This window comes from Alloprevotella sp. oral taxon 473 str. F0040, from assembly GCF_000318095.2.
Lineage (GTDB): Bacteria > Bacteroidota > Bacteroidia > Bacteroidales > Bacteroidaceae > Alloprevotella.
Genome location: NZ_KB290716.1, coordinates 325,751 through 351,543, shown reverse-complemented (window position 1 = coordinate 351,543; position 25,793 = coordinate 325,751). Strand labels below are relative to the sequence as shown.

Below are 25,793 nucleotides of genomic sequence, written 5' to 3'. Positions count from 1 at the left end.
CAGAAATGCGCTATTACTTCTTGGCAGCAGCGGCAGCGGCAGCAGCAGCACCCATAGCAGCACGGGTCATCTTAACAGTCACTACAACAACTTCCTTAGGAGTTACGAGTTCGAGACCTTCGTAAGAGAGATCGCCGCACTTGATAGACTTACCAAGACCGAGGCTAGTCACGTCGATGGTGAGCTTTTCGGGGATAGCGTCTACAGTAGCGCGAACCTTGAGCTTACGTACCATGGTAACGAGCTTACCACCAGCACGCACACCTTCAGCAAGACCTGTAGGAGCGATGGGCACACCCATAACGATGGGCTTAGTGGGGTTCACTTGGTAGAAGTCAACGTGAAGCACGTTGTCCTTAACAGCGTGGAATTGGATTTCCTTAACTACAGCTTGGCAGTCTTGACCATCGAGGTTGATGTTTACCAAATAGATTTCGGGAGTGTAAACTACCTTGTTGATTTGCTTTTCGTCAACGAGGAAGTGGATAGCTTCGGGAGCACCATTGGCATCCTTCTTTTCACCGTAGATTACGCAGGGTACGAGACCTTGCTTACGAACTTCCTTGGTAGCCTTCTTACCGAGGTCGGCACGCTTAGTACCAGTAATAGAGATTGACTTCATGAGTTTGGGTTGTGTTACTCTGAATTAAACAATAAATTTTGTATAATTCGCCATCACACAGTGGTCTTGTCTAGACCTATGGAGGACAAATTCGGCTGCAAATTTACGCATTCTCTATTGATTGCGCAAATTTTAGGAGGAAAAAGCAGCTTCGGAAGGGTGTTTCCAAGCGCATTTTGCCTCTGATGTGGCAATCAACTAAGATGCGAGAGCAAAAGGACTCTCCTTTTTGGGGAGTGGAGATGAGAAAAGGGGCTAGAATTCGATGTCGAAGTTGGTGCTAAGTGTGCTCGCAGAGTCTGTGTCTTGTTCAGACTCTGTGTCAAAGGAGCTGTCTGTGTCAGTGTGACGTCGCGTCAAGCTGGTATGTTCACCCACATAATGTACAGCATCACCAAAAGCCTCAAAGAACTTCAACATATCTTCGCGATAGAGAAATATCTTGTGTTTCTCAAAAACTGGACGTTCATTCTCCGTGCCGTCTTTCACGCGCTTGCTTTCTGTCATCGCCAGATAGTATTCTCCGCGACGATCGCTTTTTACGTCAATGTAATAGACACGCTTGCCGGCTTTGACAACTCGCGAAAACAGGATGTCGCTATCGGCTTGTTCTTTCCATGGTTCAAGAGGAGTGCTCATGCAGTGTTAAAGTTTAGAAGAAGTTATCCGCTTATAGCGAGTAGCTCCTTGTGTTTCAGCAGCAAAATTGCATTATTTTTTGAGAAGCACCAAGTAAATAACGTCTTTTTTGCAGTCCGTAATACGTTTTTTGTAGCTTTCTTGTTTTTTCTGGCGAAAACGATGTGTAAGTCTTCGCTACCTCATCATTAGTTTGTATCTTTGTAGGACTTAACAGTCTCAACGGAGACACATACAGAATTAAATCTTGCGACAATGATTAATCGTGCACTTATCCGTCTGAAAGTCGTTCAACTTATCTATGCGTACTATCAGAACGAAGGCAAAACTACAGAGGTAGCCTTGAAAGAACTTGACTTTAGCCTTCAAAAGGCTTATGACCTTTATCGTCTTATGCTCTTGCTCTTGGTGGAACTCCGCCGCAGAGCAGAACGTGTGGATGTCGCTCGTGAAGCTAAAAAACAGCGTGTGGGTGGCAATGATGCCCCTTCCAATGATCGTCTTTTGGCTGATAACCTTTTCTTGAAGCAACTTTCTGAGAATGAAACTCTGCTTGAATTTGAAGCTGCTCAGAAGTGGAGCTGGAATAGTGAAGACACCTTCCTCAAAAAACTCTATGATGCTTGGCTTAACGACGACCTTTTCTTGCGTTATGTCGATATGAAAGAGCATGACTACGAGACAGACCGTGAACTTGTGCGCAAACTCTATAAAAATCATGTAGAAAAGTCGGAAGAATTCGATAGCTTGCTAGAAGAGCAAAGTCTCTATTGGAATGATGACAAGGAGATAGTGGACTCTTTCGTGCTGAAAACCATCAAACGCTTCCAGCCTGAGAATGGAGTGGCACAAGAATTGCTGCCTGCTTATGCAGCTCAAGAAGACCAAGAGTTTGCTGGCCGTTTGTTCAAAACAACGATTGAACGCTGTGGTGAACTGAGAGACCTCATCAAGAGTAGCACAAAAAAGTGGCAGTTCAATCGCATCGCTTTCATGGACTTGGTGATTATGCAAATCACTTTGGCTGAGATTCTTGAGTTTCCCAGCATTCCACTCAATGTTACTTTCAACGAGTATCTTGATATCGCCAAAATTTATAGTACTCCTCGTTCTGCTGGTTTCATTCATGGTATGATTGATAACATCACCAAGCGACTCAAGGAAGAGGGCGTGCTGCTTAAGTAATCTGATTCTTCTAATTTTTTCATTCATTTGTTCTTAATATGACTACTCTTCTCAACGCTATGCTCGTTGCTGCTGAGCAACCTTCTATGTGGCCAACCATCTTGATGTTTGTGGCTCTCGGTGCTGTGATGTATTTCTTTATGATTCGTCCACAGCAAAAGAAGCAGAAGGAAATCAATAACTTCCGTAATTCGCTCACCGTAGGCCAAGCTGTAGTGACCATCGGTGGACTTCATGGCACCATCAAAGCTATGGATGACACTACTGTAACGCTTCATGTGGCTACAGGTGTGGATCTTCGTTTTGAAAAAGCTGCTATCAACCCCACAGGTACCACACCCGTGCAAGCATAACCTAGCGTAGCTCACAAAAGGAACTAAGTGTGAGCAATAACCCACACTTAGTTCCTTCTTATATTGTGGGAGGCTGATCCCATGTTCTCCAAAATCTCCTCCATCATGCGCAGTGATTTTGACCTTCTTCAATTCGTGAAGAACTGCCTACGTCGCATTTACAATAGGCAGTTCCTCACGTTTTTGTTTTTTCTGCTCCTTTCTGCTTCATTTTGGGTCTTTCAGAAGCTCAACGATACCTATGAACGCGAGTTTGCACTCCGCGTGCGTTTGGTAGATGTGCCCAGTAATGTGGATGTCACCACGGGGCCTCCCGACTACATTCATGTTACGCTCCGAGATAAAGGGGTGACCTTGTTGCGCTATCGGTTCATACGTAGTTTTCCCTCTGTTGCTATTCACTGGAAAGACATTGAAAACGGCCGAGGGCATGCTACGCTTCGCACACGAGACTTGCTTAAAAGCTTTGCTTCCACCCTCGATGGCACACAATTGGTTGGCTATCGCCCTGATAACATTGACATCTACTATAACTATTATGGTAAGGGTCGCACGCTTGATGTGAAGTTTCAAGGCACTGTTTTGCCCGACTCTGGCTATACCTGGATAGACACGCAAATCGCTCATCCCCGCGTGATGGTCTATGGGCCACAACACATCATAGACACCATGCAGTTTGCTAGACTCAACCCTGTGCATGTGGGTAAGGTCAAGGATACTCTCAATATGCGCTGTCGATTTGTAAAAGTGCCTGGGGTGAAATATGTGGCACTCGATGCAAAGAAAACCATACTCTCTAGTATACGTGTGGGCATCATTACCGACCGCATGGTAGAGCGTGTAGTTGAAGTGCCTGTGCAAGGTGTAAACTTCCCTGCCTCTAAGACACTCCACACCAATCCTTCGAAGGTGCGCATAGAATATCAAGTCGGCGTGCGTGATCATGAGAAAATCAATGCGAGCAGCTTTGTCATTATAGCACGCTACGAAGACTTAATCAATCTTCCTGGCAATACATTTACAGCGCGTCCTCGTTCGACTCCTCCTGGAGTAAGACGTGTGCGTGTACGTCCTGAACAGGTGGAATTTATTATCCAAGAAAATAGTAGCGAAACTGAGTGATTCTGGAAAACACTCAAGTGGTTGCTCTTAAACGTTTTCAAGATTACTTCATCCAATTATATGATTTCATCTCCACGAACCATAGGAGTCACAGGTGGCATAGGATCTGGTAAAAGCTATGTATGTCAAATGCTTGTACAGATGGGAACTCCTATCTTCTATGCAGATGATGTTGCTAAGCACATTATGCGCACCCATGCCGGGGTCCAACAAGAATTGCGTAATCTTTTGGGAGAAGGCGTTTATGATGCAGAAGGTCGTTTGGTGAAATCCGTAGTAGCGGCCTATCTTTGTCAAGGTGAAGTCCACAGTCAAAGGGTGAATGCCATCGTTCATCCGCGAGTAGAGGAAGCCTGGCGAAGTTTTGTGAAGGAACATGCCGAATCCCCTATCATATATATGGAGTGTGCCTTACTTTTTGAAGTGGGGTGGCAACGATTGGTAGATGAAAGTCTTCTTGTCACTTGTCCTGAAGAGGAGCGCATCGCTCGTATTATGGCACGCGACCACATCGATCGCCCGACAGCCTTGCAATGGATAGCCCTGCAGATGCCTGAAACAGAAAAGCAAAAGCTGGCAGATCTCACCATTGTTAATGATGGTAAAGCAGATGTCGCAACGCAGCTTCGCTCAATAGGCTTACTACCATAAGATAAAATGGATATACCGTGTGAGAAGATAAGCCTTCTCCACCGTGTATCTCCTATATAACACGATATTATTCATACTCTATTTCTTATAAAGCATGAAGCATTCCTTACTTACTATGTTTATTTCTCTTTCAGCTTTGGGAGCAGGTGGTACAATGACCGCCACTGCCCAAACCGACGACTTCAAGTACACCAACGAACAGTTTGCCGACATTCAAATGCTCCGCTATAAAGTGGAAGGCTTTGAGAAACTCTCGTTGCGACAGAAGACACTGATCTATCATCTCTCCGAAGCAGCTCTAGCAGGTCGCGATATTTTATTCGACCAAAACGGACGTTACAATCTCCGCATCCGCGATTTGCTTGAAACTGTCTATCGCGACTATAAGGGCGACCGCAAGTCTAAGGACTTCCAAGCCCTCACCCTCTATCTGAAGCGCGTTTGGTTCTCCGCAGGTATCCATCACCATTATGGTAATGAGAAATTTGAGCCTGGATTCTCCGAACAATGGTTGCGCACCACGCTGGCTGGTCTTAACTATAAGGCAGATGATGAGGTGTTGGAGGCCATGTTTAATCCCAATATCCTCAAGATGCGTGTCAATCAGAAGGATGGAGACGATCTTGTGCTCACTAGTGCTGGCAACTACTACGGCCACGATGTCACCCAAGCTGAGGCAGAGCAATTCTATGCTCAACGTAAGCCCGCTGGCGACCCACGTCCAGTGATGATGGGTTTGAACTCTCGTTTAGTGCGCGGCGAATATGGTTTTCTCGAAGAGCGTGTGTGGCGCGTGGGAGGTTTGTATGGTTCGGCCATCGAACAGATAGTCAAGCACCTTGAAGCCGCAGAGCCTTTTGCTGAAAATGAGCAACAAGCAGGTGTTATTCGTCGTCTCATTGAGTACTACCGCACGGGTGACCTCCGCACTTTCGATAAATATTCTATCCAATGGCTCAAAGACACCGAGAGCTTGGTAGACTTTGTCAATGGATTTACCGAAACCTATGGTGATCCTCTCGGTATGAAAGCCTCTTGGGAAAGCATTGTCAACTTCAAAGACATTGCTGCAACAGAACGCGCACATCAGTTGGCCGTCAATGCACAATGGTTTGAAAATCATAGCCCAGTAGATTCACGTTTCAAAAAGAAGGAAGTAAAGGGTATCTCGGCTAAGGTAATCACAGCAGCTATCCTAGCTGGTGACCTCTATCCTTCCACAGCTATTGGCATCAACCTCCCTAACTCTGACTGGGTTCGTCGTGACTTCGGTTCTAAGTCTGTCACCATTTCCAACCTCACTTCGGCTTATGCAAAGGCGGCTCATGGAAGTGGCATGGACAAGGAGTTTATTATTGATGAGCCTACGCGCCAGTTGATTCTGAAGTATGGCGACCGTTGTGATGATTTGCACACCGACCTTCACGAATGCCTCGGACATGGTAGTGGACAACTTCTCCCAGGCACAGACCCTGATTCATTGAAATCCTATGGATCTACCATCGAAGAAGCCCGTGCTGACCTCTTTGCTCTCTACTATTTAGCTGATCCAAAACTTGTAGAATTGGGGCTTACTCCCAACATGGATGCGCACAAAGCTTCCTACTATAGCTACATTCAGAATGGTGCGCTTACTCAATTGGTGCGCATTAAGCCTGGCAACACCATCGAAGAAGCTCACATGCGCAACCGTGCTTTGATTGCACATTGGGTGCTCGAACAAGCAAAGTCTCAAAAGACAGCTAAACCCTGTGTAGAGTTGGTGAAGCAGAAAGGTAAAACCTTTGTTCGTGTCAATGACTATGCCGAAATGCGCCACCTCTTTGGTACACTGCTCGCTGAGATTCAGCGCATCAAGAGTGAGGGTGACTATGAAGGTGCACGTAAACTCGTAGAAACCTATGGTGTGCAAGTAGATGCCAAGGTGCACAAGGAGATACTCGACCGTTATGCTCGCTTGAAGCTATCACCTTACAAGGGATTCATCAATCCTGTGTACAAGGCTGTGCGTGATGCTCAGGGTAACATTACTGATGTCACCATCAGTTACGACGAAGCCTTTGATGCACAAAATTTGCGCTATTCACGTGACTATCACTTCTTGCCACTCGTCAATGAATAAGTGCTAAACTCAAAAATGTCGGTTTTAGTTGCAACATCTGATTTTCCACTATCAAGTGTTCAACATTGGATGTAACACTCTAGTTACCGTGCATTCCCTCCTTCCTCGCTTAGTATTCCAAGAGAATACTGAGCGAGGATTTTCTTTTTTATGCGTTAATAGCATGCGCAAAAATAGGGAGATGTGAAGTTGGTGCCGATTTTAGGCCGTATATTGTGAAATATTGCTGTCTGGTAAACTTCCAAACGGTAATAATAGGCTATAAGAACATCGGATTCAACAGACTATTCTACACCTTCCCTTATTTCCTGACATTTCTGCTCCGAAATTTTTTGTCGCACTATCTAAAACGATAAACAAGCATGCGTACTTGTGTGGTTTAAATGCCAGCATTTACTTCACATTTTACCGCACCTCGTTTCTAGTCAAGTGCGAGAGCAACAGCAACAATAGTTGTGCACCGTAGCATTGTTTAATGTTTGGTTTTGCAAAATTCAGTTGCATTTTTCTTGCTATAAGCAGGCTTCAAGTAGAAAATTTTACGTAACTTCGCCCATAAATCTTCTAATGCTCCCATATACAATGGAACAACATCTTAAAAACATTGCTCAACAATTCGCTATTGAAGGCGAAATTGCCGATATTCATCCCCTTGGAAACGGTCTTATCAACACTACTTATGCCGTAACTACCACGGGAAATACTCCTGACTACGTGCTTCAGAACGTAAACGTGGCTATCTTCCCCGATATTGATCTATTGATGAACAATATCATTGAAGTAACTTCGCACATCCGCAAGAAATTGGAAGCTGCAGGTACGCCCGATATAGATCGTAAAGTTTTGCATTTCATTCCCACTAAGGAAGGTGCTTACTATTATTTCGATGGTGAGAAGTATTGGCGCATCATGGTGCTCATCTCAGATACCACCTCAAAGAGTGGGGTAAGCATCGAGAATGCCAGAATTGTAGGTAAGACTTTTGCTGAATTCCAAGCCATGCTTGCAGACATTCCAGTAGAGCTAGGAGAAACGATCAAGGAGTTCCACAACATAGAGTTCCGTTTGAAGCAGCTCAAAGATGCTGTAGCTGAAAATAAGGCTGGACGCGCTGATGAGGCAGAGGTGAAGCACCTGCTCGATGAACTCTTCAAACGAGAAGAGGAGATGACCAAGAGTGAAAAGCTCTATCGTGAAGGTAAACTTCCCAAGCGTATCTGCCACTGCGATACTAAGGTAGATAATATCCTCTTTGATAAGGAAGGCAACGTGCTTTGTGTCATTGACCTCGACACCGTCATGCCCTCATTTATCTTCTCTGACTTTGGTGACTTCCTCCGCACCGCTGCTAACACCACGCGCGAAGATGACCCCAACCTCGATAATATCTCTTTCCGCTTTGATGTGTTTGAAGCCTTCACCGAAGGTTATCTCACTGGTGGCAAGAGCTTCCTCACCCCCATCGAGATTGAAAATCTACCTTATGCTGTGGCTCTCTTCCCCTACATGCAAGCCATCCGCTTCTTGGCAGACTATCTCAATGGCGACACCTACTTTAAGGTGCAGCATCCTCTCCACAATTTAGAGCGTACTTGCAATCAATTCCGTTTGCTCGAGTGTGTGGAAGAAGCCACTCCTAAGATGGAGGCTTATATCCAAGAAAAGCTTGCGAAATAATCCTTGCTCCGCCGATAGAGGTGGCGTGCATCGCAACATATTGTTTAGATTCTTCCCCATTTGTGCTTCGATAGGAAGTGCAGATGGGGAAATCCATTTCCTCTCTGAGTAATATGCAGTATAAAGACTAAGATAATCAATAAGAAATTAGTAGAGTCATGGCAACATCAAAAGAATACATAGATTATGTAGTGGCGCAAGTGTCCACTGCTGGCGTGGTGGAAACCAAGCGTATGTTTGGAGAATATGGTCTTTATCTCGATGGAAAGTGTGTGGCACTTGTATGCGATGACACCGTATATGTGAAGATGCTCCCTGAACTCTCCACTTTGATGGCTGAGGCTGAAACAGGTTTTCCCTATCCTGGAGCAAAAGAGCATTATGTGCTTTCGGTTGAACATCGGCAGCATGCTATCGTAGTGCTGCAAACCTTGGCACCGCTCCTTCCTTTTCCTAAACCGAGAAAGAAGAAAGTGAAAGCAGAATAAAACTCTCCAATGATCAAGGATTGCAGAATATACAAATACAGCGCAATAGCTCAAAGCTATTGCGCTGTATTTGTTGTGTCGGGAGTAGCAGAAGAACTACTACTCATGCTTGAGGGCATCGGGATGAAACCACGGGTGCGGCGTACTTCGTAGCGGGTGAGTTGTTCGTCCGAGCGGAAGCGGTCGCCTTGAAGGTCGCGATCGGGTGTCACAATGTGCATCGGCACGTTAGAGTAAAACTCATGTTTCTCATTGTCCCAATAGAGTTGCTGACTAGTATAAGTGGTGCCATCTTGGAGATTCCGCACTCGCACACGTCCACGCAGCTCCCAAAGCTTCTGATCATACCAATAAGCCGTGTCGGCTGTGATGTAGAGGTCTACATTAAACTTGGCATCATAGCGTTCGAGAAAAACCCCTTTGAGAAACTCATTGCGAGGAGGGGAAGTACGATCAAAGACACGCCATTCTTCTGTCATGATTTTATAACGCACTACACCCGAATCACTGATGAGCTTGGAAATTCCGTAACTCGTCATGAGGGGGAGAGAATCGCGCTGTCGTACTGCAGCGGCCTGGGGAGGCGCATCGTTGCTGCATGCTCCAAGACCAATGGCAAACGACAAAAGGAAAAAATAGCAGAGTTGGCGCATGTGAAAGGGGGAACGCGGAGAGACTAGAGAAGATGGCCGTCGAACAATGACGATAAATGAAGCTATGCTATAGGGAGAAAGGAGAAGTTCAGAATTAATCTACCAACCATTTCTTGAACCATCGTTCGTTGAAGGTAAGTCCAATGGTGAGGAGGAAGTTACGCTCAGTGAGTGAGCTACCCACTTGCGAACGAAGTTGCTCGTAAGAAGCGGAGATATTGAGCATACTACGATTATTGTAGTTGGTCAAGATGGGTAAACCGACTCCAGCAGTAGCTACAAAGGTGTCTGCTCCCTTTTGGCCATTGATAAGCGTATAGGGAGTAGCATAACTAGCTCCGAGACGATAGCGCACACGTCCAGCCCACGTGTAGCCTTGTGGAGCGGGCACGTATTCCAGTCCTAAAGACACTTTGTCCAAATCACGGAGATTAGCAGATGATTTGGTGAAACTCATCTTTGAATTGCTATTGTTGGCCACCACTTCTGCTTGAGTAGCTTTAGACCATGCTTGGTGTGTGTAGTCTACAGCCAAACGAAGGCGGTCGTTGTGCTGCCACATTAAACCAGCACCATAAGTGGCAGGAAGACTGTAGGCATCTTTCAAAGAATGTTCGTTGGAAGATGTAATCTGCCCGTTAGAGATGATCTGATTATCGACTGTAGAGGTGCCCGATAGAGCATGGCTGGGAGCGAAGGTCAAACCAAGGGTCAGTGTATTCTTCTTGTTGAGGCGTGCAGTGTATTGCGCACCAAAGTCGAAGTGCAGTGAGCGCACTTCCGATTCGTAAGCCACACGCGGAGTAGGTACAGTGGCATCGGTGAAAGAAGTGGTGGCTGTGTGTGTGGTGACACCCCATAGATAGCTGGCATTCACACCCAATGAGAAACTGCGCAATGGAGCATAGCCTAGACCGAGATGAGCACGATGTACACCACCTTCACCGATGTGGGTGCGGATAGCGGTAACATTCGAAAAACCGTTAGGCAGAGTCACGTCGTTGGTTTTAGTCTCATAACCCACTTGTGTGAAAGGTCGTAGACCAAAGCTGACTCCCAATCCAGGAAGCACGCGAAAACCGCCCACCACATGATCGAAGTAGGCGCGACTGCTGGTGCTGTGGTGCTGTCCAGTAGCTGTGAGACGAGAGGCTTGCAACGTACCTGCCACATCCATCAAGAAGGTGAGCGAATCAAGACGTGCGTAAGAAGCCGGATTTGTCATGTTCAGCTGCTTGCCATCGTACCAAGCATAGCCTGTACCCGCCATGGCTTTGTTGAAGCCCAACGAGCCGTCGCTAATCCGTCCCAGACCATAGCGCGTGAAGGCAGAGTTTATCCCCGTTTCTTGGGCGGCTAAGTTGAGAAAAGCAGTGGAAAGCAAGAGAGCAGAAAGCAGTATTTTTTTCATACAAAGAGAGTCTTGTGGAGAAAAGCGAAAAGGAGACGTAGCACCTACGAGTTTGCGCCATCTAGCAACGAGTGCTTACAATCTAGAAAAAGTAAGCCCTACAGAAGCTAGGAAGTAAAGTTTCATGACACTGGCAAAATAGGTGCATTCTCTCGGGGAATCATGGCAGAGCATTTAGCCCGCGCGCCACGAGATATTCATCTGCAAAGATACAATTATCTATGGCAATAGCATCACTTTCAGCTGCAAAGTTGCAACTTTCTGTGGAAATGCCGAAGTCGAAACGGTTTCCTCCCGTTAAAAAAGCGCAAGCATCTGGGTGTTTTGCACGCACTTGTGCAAGATAACCCATGATTTCTAGACGAATGCCACTTTTCGCGCCACTCCGTAAGGCCGTGATGGTGTCATATCCATAGTCGGGATTATCACCCTCAGCACTAACGAGGGGCAAGCGTGCGGTAAACTCGTACATTGCTCGCAGGCGCATCTCGAGTCCAGGGCTGATGTTGCCGCCCAAGTAGTGACCATCGGAGAGGAGGAGGTCGAAAGTGATGCAAGTGCCCGCATCAATGACAAGCACAGTGCGATGAGGGAGGAGCGATTGCGCTCCCATCACAGCGGCCAAACGGTCAGCTCCAAGCGTGGCAGGTGTGCGATAGCCGAGGGTGATGCCCGAAGGCGGAGCCGTAGGGCAGAGTTGTTGCACCACGTAGCGGCAATTTGCCAAAAACGCAGGAAATTCAGCTGGAATTTCTCCCACAGCACACCAGCAGATGCGGCAAATCTCTGGGCGCATGCTCAGCAGCTGGCGCAGCTGCTCCACGAGGTCGTCGTGTGCCACCGAGTGATGCTCTAAAATAGAGGCTTGCGCATCAAAAATAGTGAGTTTCGCGCGCGTATTGCCGAGGTCGATGGTAAGCGTCATGGGCGATGAATAGAAAGAATAACGTGGTTTTGAGAGCAAAGTTACAGCCTATCAGCAAAAAAAGCAAGTTTTATCTTTGTATTTCGCCAAGTAGCCACTAACTTTGCTGTAGAATTGGTCATCTGACAACAGTGATTTTATGAATACCAACGAACAAACCCTCCACCAAATCGAACGTGCCCTCAAGAAGACGGCCGAAAAGTTTGCCGCCATTCCTCAAGAGGATGCGGTGCTCACCGACTTCTATCTGCTTGTTCGTCAAGAGAGTGGAGAGCTTCTAGTTTTCGATGATGATGAGCGTGAAATTACGCGCTGTGTAGTGGAAGAATGGATCGGCAATTGTAGCGAAGATTTCTACACCACCATCCAGCCTGTGCTTCATACTGCGCTCAAACGCTGCGAACCTCTTTTAGAGGAGATGTCAGTGCTTCGCCCTTGCTCTTTCGTCTTGCTCGACGATGAGCAACAAACGGTGGCAGAGCTTTTCCTTATCGACGACGACACCATGATTCTTGGACAAGATTTAATGGTGGGACTCTCGGATGACTTGGATGCCTTCTGGCAAAAACTGGCTGCTGAATGATGAACGTATCCGTATCAGACGAAAAATCCACTCTCGAGAAGGATTTGCAGAGATTGGCTCATGCTTTGTTGCAGCTTGATGCGGTGAAGGTGCAGCACTCTGAAGCAGAAGTGCTGGATTGGCTCTTGCAGTATGCTGCAGAGAGTGCTGTCTCTTCTGGAACTAGTGCCACCACCTCCGCTGCTGCTTGTACTGCTTCCCCAGCGTTGGTGCAAGGCCTCATGCAGTTGGCACTCGAGCAACTCAAAGAGCGTGAGTTCATGGCGAGCATTGAGCATCGCCCACAGAGTTTGGCTTGCGATGTGTGGAGGTTTCAAAACAAGAAAGAGAAGTGGGTAGCTTTTGTAGGTTTGCTTGAGGGTCGCCCCTACGAGATTTTCACGGGACTTCAAGATGACGAAGAAGGCATTGTGCTTCCCAAAAGCGTGAATACGGGTTGGATTGTCAAGAATCTCAATTTCGATGGCACGTCCCGCTACGATTTCTCATTCCAAAATCGAAGAGGCTACAAGACCACCGTTGAAGGGCTTTCGGCACGCTTCAACAAGGAGTATTGGAACTATGCCAAACTCATTTCGGGGGTGTTGCGCCATGGCATGCCTGTTGAGAATGTCATCAGCCTCATTGATTCGCTCCAGCTCGAAAGCGATGCGATCAACACGTGGAAGGCTGGGGTGGTGCGCGCACTCAAAAAGTATACGAATAATTGCGGAGATTCCGATGAACCCCTTACTCAAGATTGATGCCACAAGCATCAATTCTTGTTTTTCATAGCCCCTGCTCCGCTTCGCTTCATAGTGCCACGGAGTTATAGACTGTTGCATGCAGAGCGTCCTTGCTCGTTTGATACCCCATTTCTCCTCTTCTCTTCATGAATAGTTCATCCTCAGCTGTTTCCCTTCAATATTCCCCTCTTGAGATTCGGTTAAACAATCTCCACTTCTACGCCCATCACGGCGTATTACCCCAAGAGCGTGTGGTGGGTGGTCGATTCACCCTCCAGATTCTTCTAGTGCTTGCGCCCAGTCTTGCTGCATTGGAGCACGACGATCTCGAAGGCACCGTGAGCTATGCCGATGTTTACGAGTTGGCAAAGGAAGTGATGGCACAACCTTCGCAACTCTTGGAACACGTTGCCGCACGCTTGTTGCAACAACTCTTCCGTCACTTCCCACAAGTGCAACGTGCCACCGTGGAAGTGCAAAAAGACAATCCCCCTATGGGGGCAGATCTACGGGGGTGTAGTGTGCGACTCTCTGCCACGCGTGCAGAAGATGAGGTTTAATCAACACTTTGGTTTCGTCTTCTGTTTTATATTGTAGGGAACGCTCCTGTTCCCCCACTTTCATTGTTTATTTCTTCCTTCATTATACCTCATTATGCGCATGTCTAAAATCAGAACTCTCCTCTATACACTCTTGCTTGGGCTTGGATTTAGCCAAGAAACCACCGTTTCCGCAGCTACTTCTCACGAAGCGCAACCCCAATCAGCCACTACGGGCATCACTCTTAAAGACGTCACAGGAGGAACCATCTCCCCTCAACACGTTTATGGCGTGCATCCCCTCAACGATGGTGAAAGCTACTCTCAACTTTCTGTCGATGGCAAACGCATCGTTCGCAGTTCGTTCAAGACTGGTAAGGAGATTGGGGTGATTTTCGATGTAGAGAAAGCTCGCGGCACCACCAAACTCTCGCGCATTGATGGCTACATCATGAGTCCTGATGAGAAGAAAATCTTGTTGCGCACGCAGACCAAAGCCGTCTATCGTCGCACTTCCACAGCCGTTTACTACATCTACGATGTGGCAAATGGCAAGTTCACTCCCCTTTCCGATGGAGGTCCTCAGATGTCTCCGCGCTTTTCTCCCGATGGCAATGTCGTTGCCTTCGTGCGCGACAACAACCTCTTTGTCGTGAAGCTCCTCTATGGCAATGCAGAAACCCAAGTCACCAAAGATGGCAAGCGCAATGAAATCATCAATGGCATCCCCGACTGGGTGAATGAAGAAGAATTCTCCACCAATGCTTCTTTCGATTTCAGTGCCGACAGTCAGATGTTGTGCTGGGTGCGTTACGATGAGTCCAAAGTTCCCGTCTATCGCATGCAGATGTTTGAGGGACAATCCCCACGTCATCCAGAATATGCCGAGTATCCTGGCACCTACGACTATAAATATCCCATCGCTGGTGCGCAAAACTCCACCGTGTCTGTCCATAGTTACGACCTCAAGAGCCGTGCCACCCGCCAACTCGCAGTGCCCCTTCCCGAAGAGGGCTACATCCCTCGCATCATCGCCACAAGTGATGCCGACAAACTCGCCGTGGTGACCCTCAATCGTCACCAATCGCAGATGGATCTCTACATGGTCAATCCTCGTAGTGGGGTGGCAAAACTCGCCCTTCGCGAAACCAATGAGCGTTATCTCCGCGAATCAGCCTACACCGATTTGCAATTCTATCCTGGACACTTCGCCATGCTTTCCGAAAAGAGCGGTTATCAACACCTCTATTGGTACACCCTCAACGGACAACTCGTGAGCCAAATCACCAAAGGCGACTATGAGGTGAGCAATTTCTATGGTTACGATGCCAAGAATGGCCGTTTCTATTTTGCCGCACACAAGGATAGTCCTTTGCAAACCGCCATCTACTCAGCCAATGTCAAAGGGCAGATGCAACGCCTCACCGCCGAAAGTGGTACGAGTGCAGCGACCTTCTCCTCCGACTTCCGCTACTTCCTCAATGTGCACTCGGCACTCGCCAAAGTTCCTGTGACCACGCTTCGTGAGGGGCACAGCGGAAAAGTGCTCACCACGCTCATTGACAACAAGCAAGCGCAAGAACGCTTCGACAAAATCGGCACTACACAAGAATTCTTCCAATTCAAACTCGCCGATGGCACCGTGTTGAACGGTTGGATGTTGAAGCCACGCAACTTCGATGCCACGAAGAAATATCCCGTGGTGATGTATCAATACAGCGGCCCTGGTAGCCAAGAGGTGAAAGATGCTTGGAGCACAGGTTTCTATGCCGGTGGTCAGTGGGAAAGTGTGCTTGCCGAAGAAGGATTCATCAGTGTCATTGTCGATGGTCGCGGCACAGGCGCACGCGGTGCACAGTTTGAGAAATGCACTTACTTGCGTTTGGGTGATCTCGAATCGCAAGACCAAGTGGCAGCTGCTCAATATCTCGCCACCTTGCCTTTTGTCGATGCACAGCGCATCGCACTCTGGGGCTGGAGCTTCGGAGGTTTCAACACCCTCATGGCCATGACCGATGGTCGCCCCGTCTTCCGTTGTGGTGTTGCTGTTGCTGCTCCTTCCAACTGGAAGTACTACGACACGGTCTATACCGAGCGTTATATGCGCACGCCCAAGGAAAATACCAATTACGATGCGGTCAATCCCATCGCTCGTGCTGCTAAACTTCATGGGGATCTCTTGCTCATTCACGGCACAGCCGATGACAATGTGCATTTCCGCAACTGCGCTGAGATGTCTGAGGCCTTGGTGCAAGCCGATAAGCCTTTCGACATGCAGGTCTACACCAACCGCAACCACAGCATCTATGGTGGCAACACGCGCCATCACCTTTTCAGCCATATCTTGAACTACCTCAAAGCGCATCTCAAATAATGTTTATCGACACCCACTGCCACCTCTATGCAGAAGAGTTCGACGAAGACCGCGCAGAAGTCGTGGCGCGCGCCCTCGAGGCTGGAGCCGACAAAATCCTTCTGCCCAACATTGATGCCAACACCGTTGGCCCCATGTTAGCTGTCTGCGATGAGTGGCCCGAACTCTGCCATCCCATGTTGGGACTGCACCCCACGGAGCTACCTCCCAATCCCACTCCGCTACTCGACCAGATGGAGCGTATGCTCATGGTTGAGGGGAATCCTTTCATTGCTATTGGAGAAGTAGGCGTGGATTTGTATTGGGATGCTTCGCGCAGAGCAGAACAAATGGAAGTGCTGCGCCGACAAGCTGAATGGAGCATCCGTTTTCAACTCCCCCTCGTCATCCACATGCGCTCTGCCCATGACGAATTGCTAGAGGTGTTGTCGCCTCTCAAAGACGAACTACCAGGTGGCATCTTCCACTGTTTTGGAGGAAGTGCCAAAGAAGCCGAAGACCTCCTTGCCTTCGATCGCTTCTATCTCGGCATCGGTGGGGTAGTGACTTTCAAAAAAAGCACCCTTCCAGCTGTCCTCGAAACTACGGTGCCCCTTTCGCGCATCGTTCTCGAAACGGATGCCCCCTATCTGGCTCCCACCCCCTATCGGGGCAAGCGCAACGAACCAGCACATATTCCCCTCGTGCTCCACAAAGTGGCTGAAGTCTACGGAGTAGCTCCCGAGGAAGTGTCGTACATCACCTGTGACAACGCAAGACGTCTCTTAAAGTTATAACCTCCTATCCTCCCCTCTGCCGAGGCTCTTCTTGCCGAAGCCGAGTTTATGATGTCACCCTCTTTCAAATGGTGAAGGACATCAGGGAGTTTAGCCAAAACCTCACGACTATGCCCATGCTGAAACACATCGAAGCGGCGATTGAAGCCCTCAACTATCCCCAACGTCCGAAGGGACTCTACGAACCCATTCGTTACATTCTCGCTGGTGGGGGAAAACGCTTGCGCCCCATGCTTTTGCTCACGGCCTATAGCCTTTATCGTGAGGACTATGTCCGCGCGCTCTCTGCAGCTGTCGGCATTGAGATGTATCACAATCACACTCTCGTGCACGATGACGTGATGGACCGTGCCGATATGCGCCGCGGTCGTGAAACGGTGCATCAGAAATGGGACGACAACACCGCCATTCTTTCGGGCGACACCATGCTCCTATTGGCGTATAAACTCATCTCTTCCACAGGCATCGGTCGCTGGCACGAAGCCTTGCGCCTTTTCACCAACAGTGCTATCGAGATTTGCGAAGGACAGCAATACGACGTCGATTTTGAAAAGGACACTCACGTCACTGAAGCGGAATATATCGAGATGATTCGTCTCAAGACCTCCGTCCTCTTGGGCTGTGCCACTAAGATGGGAGCACTCTTGGCAGATGCCCCAGCTGATGACTGTGATGCGCTCTATTCATTTGCCGAGAAGGTGGGACTTGCTTTCCAGCTTCAAGATGATTATCTCGATGCTTTCGGCGATCCCGCTGTGTTTGGCAAGAAAATCGGGGGCGACATCCTCTGCGGCAAAAAGACCTTCCTCGTCCACGCTGCCACTGCTCAGATGACTCCAGAGGAAGCCCAAACCTTCTTACAGAAACTCTCCACACCAGTCGGAGATTCTTCGGGTTTGTATTCCACAGAAACTGAGAAAATCAGCGACATCATGGCGGTCTACACACGCTACAACGTAGCCGAACGCTGCCAACAGCGCATTGCTGCCTATTTTGACGAAGCCGAAGGCGAACTTCCTCGTCTTTCCGTCGATGCCACCCCTCTGCGCGACTATGCCTTCTCGTTGTTGAATCGCAATAAATAGCCTTCAATTTTCGGGCACTTCTCCTTACTAACCCCATCAATACCTTGTTTATGAGAACAGTTAAAAGCATCCTGCTCTTGTTGAGCGCATTCAGTTTGTGGTCGTGTAGTGACTTTGAATCCACTCCTAGCGTGGCACCTATTCCCATAGACCGTGCCATCCGTACGTATTATTCTGCTCGAGAAGTGCGTATTAATACGCAGAATACGCAGAGGTTTCCGCTCATCTATGAAATCTCCAATTCTCTGTATTGCGCTAATCCGTTTTATTCTTCAGAGGATTTATCTGGTGAGTGTAAAGAGTTTGTGGTTGTAGCCAATAGCTATGGAGAGAAAGGCGCACCTATGGTTACATACGCTTTATCCAGAGTTCCCACTACTATTGTAACCAATGTGTCGCGCCTGCAATTACTTGCCGTGGCTGCTCCCAAAGATACGGTTGATGTTTCGTCGCAAGCTCGTCTTTCTTTCCCAACAGCACAGGATTTTATAGCTTCTAACTATCAAAATCGTGTGGTGACAACGGTAGAGGGAAGTTTCAAAGAACTCACGCGTGAACAATTACGATGGTTGCCTAAGTCAGAAGTGACTCGTTGCACTCTACCTCGAATTCGCAATAAAGAACTCTGGTTGAAAACGACCTTCACCGATGGTCATCAGTCGCTCACCAAAGTTGAGCTGCCTCGATAAAGACCGTAGGTTGTTATAGTCGTGTCTTATTAGTTTGTACGCTCCAAAGTTATTATGTTTTTAGAACAACATGAATTTTAAAAAGAATCTCGCCGATTAAGCTGATTAGTCGGCGAGATTCTTTTTTTAGCAAAAGCTTAGACAGAATTCAGGTAGCATATAGTTTATTACCAAAGAAACCCTCGCTCAATATAGAAATAATTTAAAGAGAAAGCAGAATTGCTTAGACCGAACTCAGGTTATATTTGTTTCTACTTTACGACCGACATAACACTCTAAGACAAAAGAAGAGATGAAAAATTGTTGGTATGGCTATAAAAAACAAGGAAAAATCATGCAGTCTTTTCGTATTCATCCACTCCTTTATAATAAAAGGAGTTTTGTTGCCATAAAATAAATGATACAGATTGACGCTTGCAAGCAAGGAGATAAGGACGCTCTTGGAGAACTTTACACAGTGTATGCCCATAAACTGGAGGGCGTATGCCGACACTATATCAAGGATGAAAGTGTGGCAGAGGACATTTTGCACGATGCTTTTATCATTATCTTTATGTCACTGAAAGACTTGAAGGACAATTCTCAATTGGAAGGTTGGATGATAACCATCGTGAGAAACCTTTCCTTAAAGTATTTGAAAAGTACAGATAAGCGTAACTTCCCATTATCTCAGTTGGACATAGATTTTGCAGTTGATGAATCAAGCGACCTAGACAAAAGTATAGAATTGGAGGTGCTTTTGTCTGCCATCGAAAACCTGCCCAAAGGTGATAGGGAAGTGTTCAAACTATCGGTTTTGGATGGTTTGTCGCACAAAGAAATCGGAAAGTTGCTTGGTATTGCCCCACACAGTTCTTCCTCGCAGTTGTTTAGGGCAAAGAAAATACTTCGCAACATGCTGATCGACTATTGAGAAGTGCTGTTGCTTCCAGTTTTCATACCTCTATATATCTACTTCATTACAAAGAATCAATATGAAAAGAAGTCTGGAAGCAGTTTCGCTTTCGTGAAATCTCGCAAGGAGGATACGAGAGAGTCAGGAACGTCAGAAAATAACACCAACATACTGAACAATACAAAGACAACAGACTCTCTCAAGAAAAAAATCAGTAACTATTTTGCGCAAGAGCGAACAGATGAACAGTACGCAAAGATCGATACTACAAATATAATAAGAACAGAAAATAAGGATGTCGAGCAGCATGTAATGGCACTCAGCACAGACTCCTTGCAAAAGCACTTGGCGGTGGAAAGTAATGTAATAGATTCTCTGTTCCGTTTGCCATCAATATCTTCAGATAAACTCGTTGCTCTCAACACGCACGGGTATCCATCCACTTCATGGAAGAAAAAATATCCCTGGACTTTCAACTTGGGATATTCTTCCAATGCCGCTTCCAATGCCACATTGCCCAATTTGGGCTATCTGTCCGTAGTGGATTATGCCAATGGTGGCGCAATGGCGAAGTTGTACACATGGGAAGATTATAGCAACTATTTAACGAGAAACAAGGCATTGATGGATTCCGTGGAGAGGGCAAAAATGGAATGGATAGCTCAAAACAATGCAACGGATGGAAACGCCATGTTGGACGAGAAAGCGCACCACTATCGACCGAAGACCTTGGGAATATCCCTCAACAAGCAGCTGAGTCCGAATTGGATTTTCGGCACGGGATTGACCTACACGAGGTTGAAGTCTGAATTTACAAGTGAATACCACAAGGCGAAGTTGATAAAAATACAAAAGATAGATTATGTTGGCATGCCACTGCGCTTGACCTATCGTATATGGGGCAAGGGACGCTTTAACGCATATACGACGGGAGGTGTGACATTTGAAATGCCTGTCCACAGTTCGTTTGATAAAAAGTATGTCGTTACGTCCGACTCGACGTTCACGCTGAGAGGCGACATCAAGCCACGTTATCAGTTGTCTGTGAACTTGGGTATCGGTGTGCAGTACAAAATATTCAAGCCATTCAGTCTGTACTTTGAACCCAACATGTTCTATTACTTTGGGAATGGCAGCGGAATAGAGACCTATCGCACCGAGCATCCATTCTTTATCACTGTTCCCTTCGGGCTGCGACTCACATGGTAAGTATACCTTTCTTCTAAAAAGTTATGCTGGGCTTGCAGTCTTTTCATCGGTTAGTACTCCTTGATAATATAAGGAATAATTAACCGACAAAGAAACAGAATGTACGGAATTTACGACTATATCCACAATGGATTAGTATTTATCAACAACATGATGCGCAAGCAGCACAAGGAACTCACGTCACTGATGATATACTCGACGACAAGATGCCAGTCGCGTTGCAAACACTGCTCCATTTGGAAAAAAGCCACGGAGAACTTGAGCTTGGAGGACATCATTAATATAATGAACAGCCAATGCGTGTCAAAGCGAACGGTCGTGGGATTGGAGGGAGGAGAATTCATGCTCCATCCCGATGCCGATAGGATATTGGAATGGTTCGATACGCATCATCCCAACTATACACTGCTTTCCAACTGCCTCGCTGTGGATAAGGTCGTTGAAGCTGTGAGAAATCACCACCCCAAGCACCTGTACATATCGCTTGACGGCGACCGGGAAACCTATCTGTATATGCGTGGGTGCAACGGCTACGATAAAGTGATACGGGTCATAGAGGAATGCAAGGACTGTGTACCCATCTCGCTGATGTTCTGTCTCTCGCCGTGGAACTCGTTTGAGGACATGAGGCACGTTATCGGCATTGCCAAGAAATACGACATTGACGTGCGGATAGGCATTTACAGCACGATGTCTTTCTTTGACACGACAAAGGAACTGATGGAAGCGGACGAAAACGACTACATAAGCAGCATTCCACTAACCATACATCAGACCGAAGAGAACTATGACTTTGTGGCTTTGTACGATGAATGGAAACACAACAGGCTGAAACTTCGTTGCCACAGCATTTTCAGTGAGTTGGTCGTCCACTCGAACGGCGACGTGCCGTTGTGCCAAAACCTTGATGTGGTATTGGGAAACGTGCATAGGAACACACTCGACGAGATTTTCAATTCACGGCAGACCTGCGACATCCAATGCCAATATTCCAAAGAGTGTAACGGTTGCTGGATTAACTACCATCGCAAGTACGACATCATACTGCTTCGTAACTTAGAGAGGATATTCCCGAAACGAGTGATAGAACTGTTCTATGGAAAGTACCAATGGACAGACGACAGGAAAATTACTTACAAGAAGCATTTTAAGAAAATAACGAGAATATAAGAAAGAACAACAAGATATGGAGTATATTGGGAAAATCATTAACAGATACAAGCGTTTCCGCAGCATCAGAGGTTTGGAAAAGATCTACAATCAGCAATATGCGCTTGTGGGCATTGGAAATCATTGTGTCGGCAACCTGCTACCAGTTATGCAATACCTGCAACTGCCCTTGAAGTACATCTGTTGCACCTCCGAGCGAAAAGCAGCTTTGATACCTCAAAAATACAAGGGCGTGAAAGGCACAACCTGTTTGCAGGAAGTGTTGGACGACGAAAGCGTAAAGGGCGTTTTTGTCGCTACCAATCCCCACTCTCACTTCACGATTGCGCGCGAGGTTATAAAGTCTGGAAAATCCCTTTTCATAGAGAAACCGCCGTGTGAGAACGAAAAAGAACTAAAAGATTTGACTGATATGGTCAAGTTATATGGCTCGCAACATATTGTTGTCGGACTACAAAGACGTTTTGCCCCTGCTACTCAAATCCTACAAAAGAGATTGAAAGGTGAAGGGAAACGGCATTACCATTATCGCTATTTGACAGGGTTATACCCTGAAGGTGATGCATTGCTCGACCTGTTCATCCATCCTCTTGACTATGTTACGTTTCTCTTTGGTAAAGCAAGGGTAAAGGCGGCAGAGGAAATACGCAGTAAGGATGGTACCCAGACCTTATTCCTTATGTTGGAACATCAAGGTATAACGGGGATGCTGGAACTATCAACAGATTACTCTTGGCAGGATGCACAGGAACAATTAAGTATTAGTACGGACAAAGGACAATATGTATTGGACAGAATGGAAAGACTCGATTTTTCCCCAAGACACTCTGCTATATGGGGAATCCCTTTGGAAAAGGTCTTCCAAAATAATGCAACCGTTGTCAGCCTATACGGAAGGAATGGTTTTGTACCAACGGTTGGGAATAACCAAATTGTGTCACAAGGGTTCTTCTCGGAAATTCAAGCGTTTGCCGATATGGTTGAAAACAGATGCGAGGATAATCATGCCTTTTGCTTGGAAAGTGTCAAGCATGTTTATTCCTTAATGGCAGAAATAAAGAAGTATATGAACATAATTGACGACCACATATTATAATAACTAATTAAATCCAATAAATTATGAAAAGGTACTTTTGTGTATTACAGGCGTTCATCTTCTCGTTGCTGTTTATTGGTTGCAGCAATGAAGATGAGTCTGCTTCAACTCCCACAGTGCAAGCATCGAAAACGGAATTGTTTGCTATAGGGACAGCCCGAATGACAAGAGCCGCTTCAAGCCCCTATCTCTTTACACTTGACAACATCAAGTCTTTCAACGCGCAGACCCGTGAGATTATTTTTCAAGATTTTGAGCCGACAAGTCTGCTCTTTCCCATTTATCGTAACATAGAAATACATTCGTATGGTAAGGTTCTACTCCATATTTCAACGTTTGTGGCATCTTTCAATAGTCAAATCTTCACAGACTTATCATTAGTTTCAGAATCTGGCAAGTTTTATCTGAGTGACTGTTACCCACGCAATATTGAGGACAATAGTCAATATGTTAAAGAGAACAAGGCCATTCAAAAAGCAAAAGAAAAAAGAGCGGCAGAATGGGAAGAGTTTCTCTCAATACTCAAAAAACACGGGAAGTTGATTGAATAGTAAACACTATCCATAAAATGTGTGTCTTTATTGCGGATTTCAGCAATAACAGAAATACGTAATAATATAAGCAAGAAATAACTTGTAATTACGTTTATATAAATATCAACATATAAAATCCTTGTAATTATGAAAAAAGTATTTTACAGCCTAATCCTTTTCTGTGGATTATCTGCATGTTCCTCAGAGAAGGTAGCTCTTGAGCCATTAAGAATTTATGATGTTGCAAATTCTAATTGTAAGTTAAGCATCTCTCCGACAGATACACGTCCTGACTTCTATGCAGAAAACAATGCTATTCCAGCAAAATTAAGTATAGAGTTGGACAAAGACGGTATAGCCCAGTGTCTACTGGAAGATTTGAAAGCCAACTGTTCCGTAAGAAAGATTTATGTGAATATTGCTAATCAAGATAATCAGATAACCCTTATCGTGTACCATAATGTCCTTGAAGCACTTGCTGATTGTATTTGTAAATACGATGTCAATTTTAAGATGAGCAAATTGACATCTGGCAATTATCGACTGAAAGTGTACTATGCCAAACCAAATATGAAATATGAAGAGTCTGATATAGTATATAACGGGCAAGTAGATATTGTTCAAGATAAAAAGACGATTGTAACGCTAAGTCCGGAAAAGGTGTTATCAGAGGTTTAGAATTTTCTCCCCCCCCAATGATGAATGATAATAAGAAATAAGCCACTTGTATTATCAATAAAAGGGAATGTTTTTTATTATTGCAGTCCGATAAATGTTTTTCATTTGCTACACGTGGAATTCCGTTTCCTAAGTTTGGATGTATCGCTCATCCAACATGTCATTTGCACGCGCCAATTTCTAAAGTGAAGTTGGCGCGTGAAGTATATTCCACATTAGTCTTGTGGGTAGACATTATTATGTTATGCCCCCTCTTCCTTTAGCTGGACTAGTCGATAGGTGTTGCCTTGTCGGGTGTGGGTGGGACGCAAACCCTCACCACGGAGGAGACGGCCAAGACCTTCGGGAGTTTGCTGGCGCAGAGCAGCAGGGAAACGCTGTTGCATCGCCACAAAAATCTGGGAAGCGGTGAGATGTTCCCCATCTTCTCTGCCACGGGGCAGGCGGAAACATTGCCACAACACCTCTATCATGGGCGAACGACGCCAAAAGGCGCGGTTGTGCTCCTCGAGTTCGCGCTCTTCCGACTTCGACAGAAAGAGTGGTGCACCTGCCAATACCTCCGCTTTGAGTTGCGCAAAGAGTTGCGCATGATCGAGTGGGGAGCAATCGATGTCGTGCTCAAGTTGCACGCAGAGAAAACGGCGCGAACCAGTGGGGTCGTTGAGGAGTTCAACTTCATTGCTCGTACCGATGAAAGAAGCTGTGCGCGGCAGGGCGAGCATCTCCTGTTTGTAGAGCCTGCGCACAGAGAGGTGTTGGAGTTGGATGAGGTTTTTCAACTTGGGCAACTGCTGTGGAGAATAGCGGTCGAACTCATCGAGATTGATGAGCCCCATGCGCGCAAGCAGCGGTTCTGCGCCCTTGTTGGGAGTGAACTGGTCGGTGTAGTAGCGCAGGAGCGGTTCGGGCATGAGCAATCGGCAAAAACTACTCTTGTGCCACCCCTGCATCTCGCTGATCAAAAGGGGAACGAGCTGATTGCTGCGACAGGCGGAGTGCCCCATCCAGAGGGCAGCAAGTGCGCGCAACCAAATGCGGAAACCTTTTACCCACAGAGGGTGGTGGCTCACTCGCTGTGCCAGAGGAGTGGCGCGATCAAGGCCGTCCCATGCCGGAAGTTGTGCCATGTAGTCGTGCAAGGGGTGAAAGCTGTCCATCTTGTGAGAGTGGAGGATGCGGTCTACATCGCGCCCCCACATGCCGAGTTTGGCATCGATGGTGTCAATGGTCATCGTGTTGAAAGTGCGCTGGTCGAGTGAACGCCATGGGGAAGCAACATCAGTTTTGAGCCGATATTCCGCTTCTTCGGTCATCACGTTGTAGCGCAGGGCATAGCGTGCTTGAAGTAGCTGAAGAGCCTTTTCTTGTTGAGGCACATAAGAGCGACGTTCGTGGCTTGGTGAGTTGGAAGCGGTGACGGTGGCTGGCGATTCGTGCCAGAGTTGTTGCCACCACTGGGCACAGCGGTGGAGAAGTTGGTGAAAGGTGTGTGTCATGAGTAAAATGATTAGACCCAAATAGGTCATTAGACCGTTATAAGTTACTCGTAATTGAATAGATAACTTCCTGACCTCTTTCATTTTCTTGTTG

The 25,793-nt window shown here is 46.7% G+C and carries 23 protein-coding genes and 2 pseudogenes; 19 read left to right on the top strand and 6 right to left on the bottom strand.

The genetic code is table 11. The features are described from left to right. Positions 1 to 13: 13 nt before the first annotated feature. The gene (locus HMPREF9999_RS05570) at positions 14 to 622 is read right to left on the bottom strand and encodes a 50S ribosomal protein L25/general stress protein Ctc (RefSeq protein WP_009437502.1); all 609 of its coding nucleotides are present in this window, start codon (positions 620 to 622) and stop codon (positions 14 to 16) included. Positions 623 to 877: 255 nt separating this feature from the next. Then, positions 878 to 1,261 (bottom strand): DUF3276 family protein, encoded by a 384-nt coding sequence (locus HMPREF9999_RS05565; protein WP_009437501.1) that lies wholly within the window; start codon positions 1,259 to 1,261, stop codon positions 878 to 880. A 255-nt stretch (positions 1,262 to 1,516) separates the two neighbouring features. On the opposite strand from HMPREF9999_RS05565, the gene HMPREF9999_RS05560 reads away from it, so the two are divergent. The 7 genes from HMPREF9999_RS05560 to HMPREF9999_RS05530 all read left to right on the top strand — a co-directional run bounded on the left by HMPREF9999_RS05560 (position 1,517) and on the right by HMPREF9999_RS05530 (position 8,859). Further along, a complete protein-coding gene (locus HMPREF9999_RS05560; RefSeq protein WP_009437499.1) occupies positions 1,517 to 2,446 on the top strand; it encodes a transcription antitermination protein NusB in 930 nt (309 codons plus the stop codon). Between the two features lie 38 nt (positions 2,447 to 2,484). Further along, the gene (gene yajC, locus HMPREF9999_RS05555) at positions 2,485 to 2,799 is read left to right on the top strand and encodes a preprotein translocase subunit YajC (RefSeq protein ID WP_009437498.1); all 315 of its coding nucleotides are present in this window, start codon (positions 2,485 to 2,487) and stop codon (positions 2,797 to 2,799) included. Positions 2,800 to 2,904: 105 nt separating this feature from the next. Beyond that, entirely contained in the window at positions 2,905 to 3,921 is a 1,017-nt protein-coding gene (locus tag HMPREF9999_RS05550; RefSeq protein ID WP_157049620.1) for a hypothetical protein, read from the top strand. A gap of 60 nt (positions 3,922 to 3,981) precedes the next feature. Continuing rightward, positions 3,982 to 4,572 (top strand): dephospho-CoA kinase, encoded by a 591-nt coding sequence (coaE, locus tag HMPREF9999_RS05545; protein WP_044063150.1) that lies wholly within the window; start codon positions 3,982 to 3,984, stop codon positions 4,570 to 4,572. Between the two features lie 94 nt (positions 4,573 to 4,666). After that, a complete protein-coding gene (locus HMPREF9999_RS05540; RefSeq protein WP_009437495.1) occupies positions 4,667 to 6,694 on the top strand; it encodes a dipeptidyl-peptidase 3 family protein in 2,028 nt (675 codons plus the stop codon). 582 nt (positions 6,695 to 7,276) lie between these two features. Next, positions 7,277 to 8,371: a phosphotransferase enzyme family protein gene (locus HMPREF9999_RS05535; protein ID WP_009437494.1), complete on the top strand. Its 1,095-nt coding sequence runs from the start codon at positions 7,277 to 7,279 to the stop codon at positions 8,369 to 8,371. A gap of 158 nt (positions 8,372 to 8,529) precedes the next feature. Beyond that, positions 8,530 to 8,859 (top strand): TfoX/Sxy family protein, encoded by a 330-nt coding sequence (locus tag HMPREF9999_RS05530; RefSeq protein WP_009437493.1) that lies wholly within the window; start codon positions 8,530 to 8,532, stop codon positions 8,857 to 8,859. Positions 8,860 to 8,915: 56 nt separating this feature from the next. On the opposite strand, the gene lptC is transcribed toward HMPREF9999_RS05530, so the two are convergent. The 3 genes from lptC to HMPREF9999_RS05515 all read right to left on the bottom strand — a co-directional run bounded on the left by lptC (position 8,916) and on the right by HMPREF9999_RS05515 (position 11,848). Next, on the bottom strand, positions 8,916 to 9,512 hold the full coding sequence (lptC, locus tag HMPREF9999_RS05525; protein WP_009437492.1) for an LPS export ABC transporter periplasmic protein LptC: 597 nt from the start codon (positions 9,510 to 9,512) through the stop codon (positions 8,916 to 8,918). Positions 9,513 to 9,606: 94 nt separating this feature from the next. Then, entirely contained in the window at positions 9,607 to 10,923 is a 1,317-nt protein-coding gene (locus HMPREF9999_RS05520; protein WP_009437491.1) for a hypothetical protein, read from the bottom strand. A gap of 160 nt (positions 10,924 to 11,083) precedes the next feature. Then, a complete protein-coding gene (locus tag HMPREF9999_RS05515) occupies positions 11,084 to 11,848 on the bottom strand; it encodes a type III pantothenate kinase (protein ID WP_009437490.1) in 765 nt (254 codons plus the stop codon). A 139-nt stretch (positions 11,849 to 11,987) separates the two neighbouring features. Here HMPREF9999_RS05515 and HMPREF9999_RS05510 point away from each other — a divergent pair, with 139 nt between their 5' ends. The 12 genes and pseudogenes from HMPREF9999_RS05510 to HMPREF9999_RS05455 all read left to right on the top strand — a co-directional run bounded on the left by HMPREF9999_RS05510 (position 11,988) and on the right by HMPREF9999_RS05455 (position 24,200). Next, positions 11,988 to 12,431 (top strand): hypothetical protein, encoded by a 444-nt coding sequence (locus HMPREF9999_RS05510; protein WP_009437489.1) that lies wholly within the window; start codon positions 11,988 to 11,990, stop codon positions 12,429 to 12,431. Between the two features lie 269 nt (positions 12,432 to 12,700). Next, positions 12,701 to 13,129 (top strand): annotated as a pseudogene (locus HMPREF9999_RS05505) (hypothetical protein); the annotation flags it as partial. 173 nt (positions 13,130 to 13,302) lie between these two features. Beyond that, on the top strand, positions 13,303 to 13,716 hold the full coding sequence (gene folB, locus HMPREF9999_RS05500) for a dihydroneopterin aldolase (RefSeq protein ID WP_009437487.1): 414 nt from the start codon (positions 13,303 to 13,305) through the stop codon (positions 13,714 to 13,716). A gap of 100 nt (positions 13,717 to 13,816) precedes the next feature. Further along, entirely contained in the window at positions 13,817 to 16,069 is a 2,253-nt protein-coding gene (locus HMPREF9999_RS05495; RefSeq protein ID WP_083475830.1) for a S9 family peptidase, read from the top strand. After that, positions 16,069 to 16,845 (top strand): TatD family hydrolase, encoded by a 777-nt coding sequence (locus HMPREF9999_RS05490; RefSeq protein ID WP_009437484.1) that lies wholly within the window; start codon positions 16,069 to 16,071, stop codon positions 16,843 to 16,845. The genes HMPREF9999_RS05495 and HMPREF9999_RS05490 overlap by 1 nt, the downstream gene beginning before the upstream one ends. Before the next feature lie 116 nt (positions 16,846 to 16,961). Further along, complete coding sequence (locus HMPREF9999_RS05485) at positions 16,962 to 17,930, top strand: polyprenyl synthetase family protein (RefSeq protein WP_232301279.1); 969 nt, start codon at positions 16,962 to 16,964, stop codon at positions 17,928 to 17,930. A 50-nt stretch (positions 17,931 to 17,980) separates the two neighbouring features. Beyond that, positions 17,981 to 18,619, top strand: a complete 639-nt coding sequence (locus HMPREF9999_RS05480; RefSeq protein WP_009437482.1) for a hypothetical protein — start codon at positions 17,981 to 17,983, stop codon at positions 18,617 to 18,619. 397 nt (positions 18,620 to 19,016) lie between these two features. Beyond that, positions 19,017 to 20,723 (top strand): annotated as a pseudogene (locus tag HMPREF9999_RS05475) (sigma-70 family RNA polymerase sigma factor). 99 nt (positions 20,724 to 20,822) lie between these two features. Next, positions 20,823 to 21,893, top strand: a complete 1,071-nt coding sequence (locus HMPREF9999_RS05470) for a radical SAM protein (protein ID WP_009437479.1) — start codon at positions 20,823 to 20,825, stop codon at positions 21,891 to 21,893. A gap of 16 nt (positions 21,894 to 21,909) precedes the next feature. After that, a complete protein-coding gene (locus HMPREF9999_RS05465; protein WP_009437478.1) occupies positions 21,910 to 22,989 on the top strand; it encodes a Gfo/Idh/MocA family protein in 1,080 nt (359 codons plus the stop codon). Positions 22,990 to 23,012: 23 nt separating this feature from the next. After that, positions 23,013 to 23,540, top strand: coding sequence for a hypothetical protein (locus tag HMPREF9999_RS05460; protein WP_009437477.1), 528 nt, complete (start codon positions 23,013 to 23,015; stop codon positions 23,538 to 23,540). A gap of 129 nt (positions 23,541 to 23,669) precedes the next feature. Then, a complete protein-coding gene (locus HMPREF9999_RS05455; protein WP_009437476.1) occupies positions 23,670 to 24,200 on the top strand; it encodes a hypothetical protein in 531 nt (176 codons plus the stop codon). A 242-nt stretch (positions 24,201 to 24,442) separates the two neighbouring features. Here the strand turns inward: HMPREF9999_RS05455 and HMPREF9999_RS05450 are convergent, their stop codons facing one another. Beyond that, positions 24,443 to 25,699, bottom strand: coding sequence for a VapE domain-containing protein (locus tag HMPREF9999_RS05450; RefSeq protein ID WP_044063205.1), 1,257 nt, complete (start codon positions 25,697 to 25,699; stop codon positions 24,443 to 24,445). Between the last annotated feature and the right edge of the window lie 94 nt (positions 25,700 to 25,793).

Coding starts and splice junctions, on each gene's coding strand:
- HMPREF9999_RS05570 (WP_009437502.1), bottom strand. CDS start 622: ATGAAGTCAATCTCTATTACTGGTACTAAGCGTGCCGACCTCGGTAAG.
- HMPREF9999_RS05565 (WP_009437501.1), bottom strand. CDS start 1,261: ATGAGCACTCCTCTTGAACCATGGAAAGAACAAGCCGATAGCGACATC.
- HMPREF9999_RS05560 (WP_009437499.1), top strand. CDS start 1,517: ATGATTAATCGTGCACTTATCCGTCTGAAAGTCGTTCAACTTATCTAT.
- yajC (WP_009437498.1), top strand. CDS start 2,485: ATGACTACTCTTCTCAACGCTATGCTCGTTGCTGCTGAGCAACCTTCT.
- HMPREF9999_RS05550 (WP_157049620.1), top strand. CDS start 2,905: ATGCGCAGTGATTTTGACCTTCTTCAATTCGTGAAGAACTGCCTACGT.
- coaE (WP_044063150.1), top strand. CDS start 3,982: ATGATTTCATCTCCACGAACCATAGGAGTCACAGGTGGCATAGGATCT.
- HMPREF9999_RS05540 (WP_009437495.1), top strand. CDS start 4,667: ATGAAGCATTCCTTACTTACTATGTTTATTTCTCTTTCAGCTTTGGGA.
- HMPREF9999_RS05535 (WP_009437494.1), top strand. CDS start 7,277: ATGGAACAACATCTTAAAAACATTGCTCAACAATTCGCTATTGAAGGC.
- HMPREF9999_RS05530 (WP_009437493.1), top strand. CDS start 8,530: ATGGCAACATCAAAAGAATACATAGATTATGTAGTGGCGCAAGTGTCC.
- lptC (WP_009437492.1), bottom strand. CDS start 9,512: ATGCGCCAACTCTGCTATTTTTTCCTTTTGTCGTTTGCCATTGGTCTT.
- HMPREF9999_RS05520 (WP_009437491.1), bottom strand. CDS start 10,923: ATGAAAAAAATACTGCTTTCTGCTCTCTTGCTTTCCACTGCTTTTCTC.
- HMPREF9999_RS05515 (WP_009437490.1), bottom strand. CDS start 11,848: ATGACGCTTACCATCGACCTCGGCAATACGCGCGCGAAACTCACTATT.
- HMPREF9999_RS05510 (WP_009437489.1), top strand. CDS start 11,988: ATGAATACCAACGAACAAACCCTCCACCAAATCGAACGTGCCCTCAAG.
- folB (WP_009437487.1), top strand. CDS start 13,303: ATGAATAGTTCATCCTCAGCTGTTTCCCTTCAATATTCCCCTCTTGAG.
- HMPREF9999_RS05495 (WP_083475830.1), top strand. CDS start 13,817: ATGTCTAAAATCAGAACTCTCCTCTATACACTCTTGCTTGGGCTTGGA.
- HMPREF9999_RS05490 (WP_009437484.1), top strand. CDS start 16,069: ATGTTTATCGACACCCACTGCCACCTCTATGCAGAAGAGTTCGACGAA.
- HMPREF9999_RS05485 (WP_232301279.1), top strand. CDS start 16,962: ATGCTGAAACACATCGAAGCGGCGATTGAAGCCCTCAACTATCCCCAA.
- HMPREF9999_RS05480 (WP_009437482.1), top strand. CDS start 17,981: ATGAGAACAGTTAAAAGCATCCTGCTCTTGTTGAGCGCATTCAGTTTG.
- HMPREF9999_RS05470 (WP_009437479.1), top strand. CDS start 20,823: ATGTACGGAATTTACGACTATATCCACAATGGATTAGTATTTATCAAC.
- HMPREF9999_RS05465 (WP_009437478.1), top strand. CDS start 21,910: ATGGAGTATATTGGGAAAATCATTAACAGATACAAGCGTTTCCGCAGC.
- HMPREF9999_RS05460 (WP_009437477.1), top strand. CDS start 23,013: ATGAAAAGGTACTTTTGTGTATTACAGGCGTTCATCTTCTCGTTGCTG.
- HMPREF9999_RS05455 (WP_009437476.1), top strand. CDS start 23,670: ATGAAAAAAGTATTTTACAGCCTAATCCTTTTCTGTGGATTATCTGCA.
- HMPREF9999_RS05450 (WP_044063205.1), bottom strand. CDS start 25,699: ATGACACACACCTTTCACCAACTTCTCCACCGCTGTGCCCAGTGGTGG.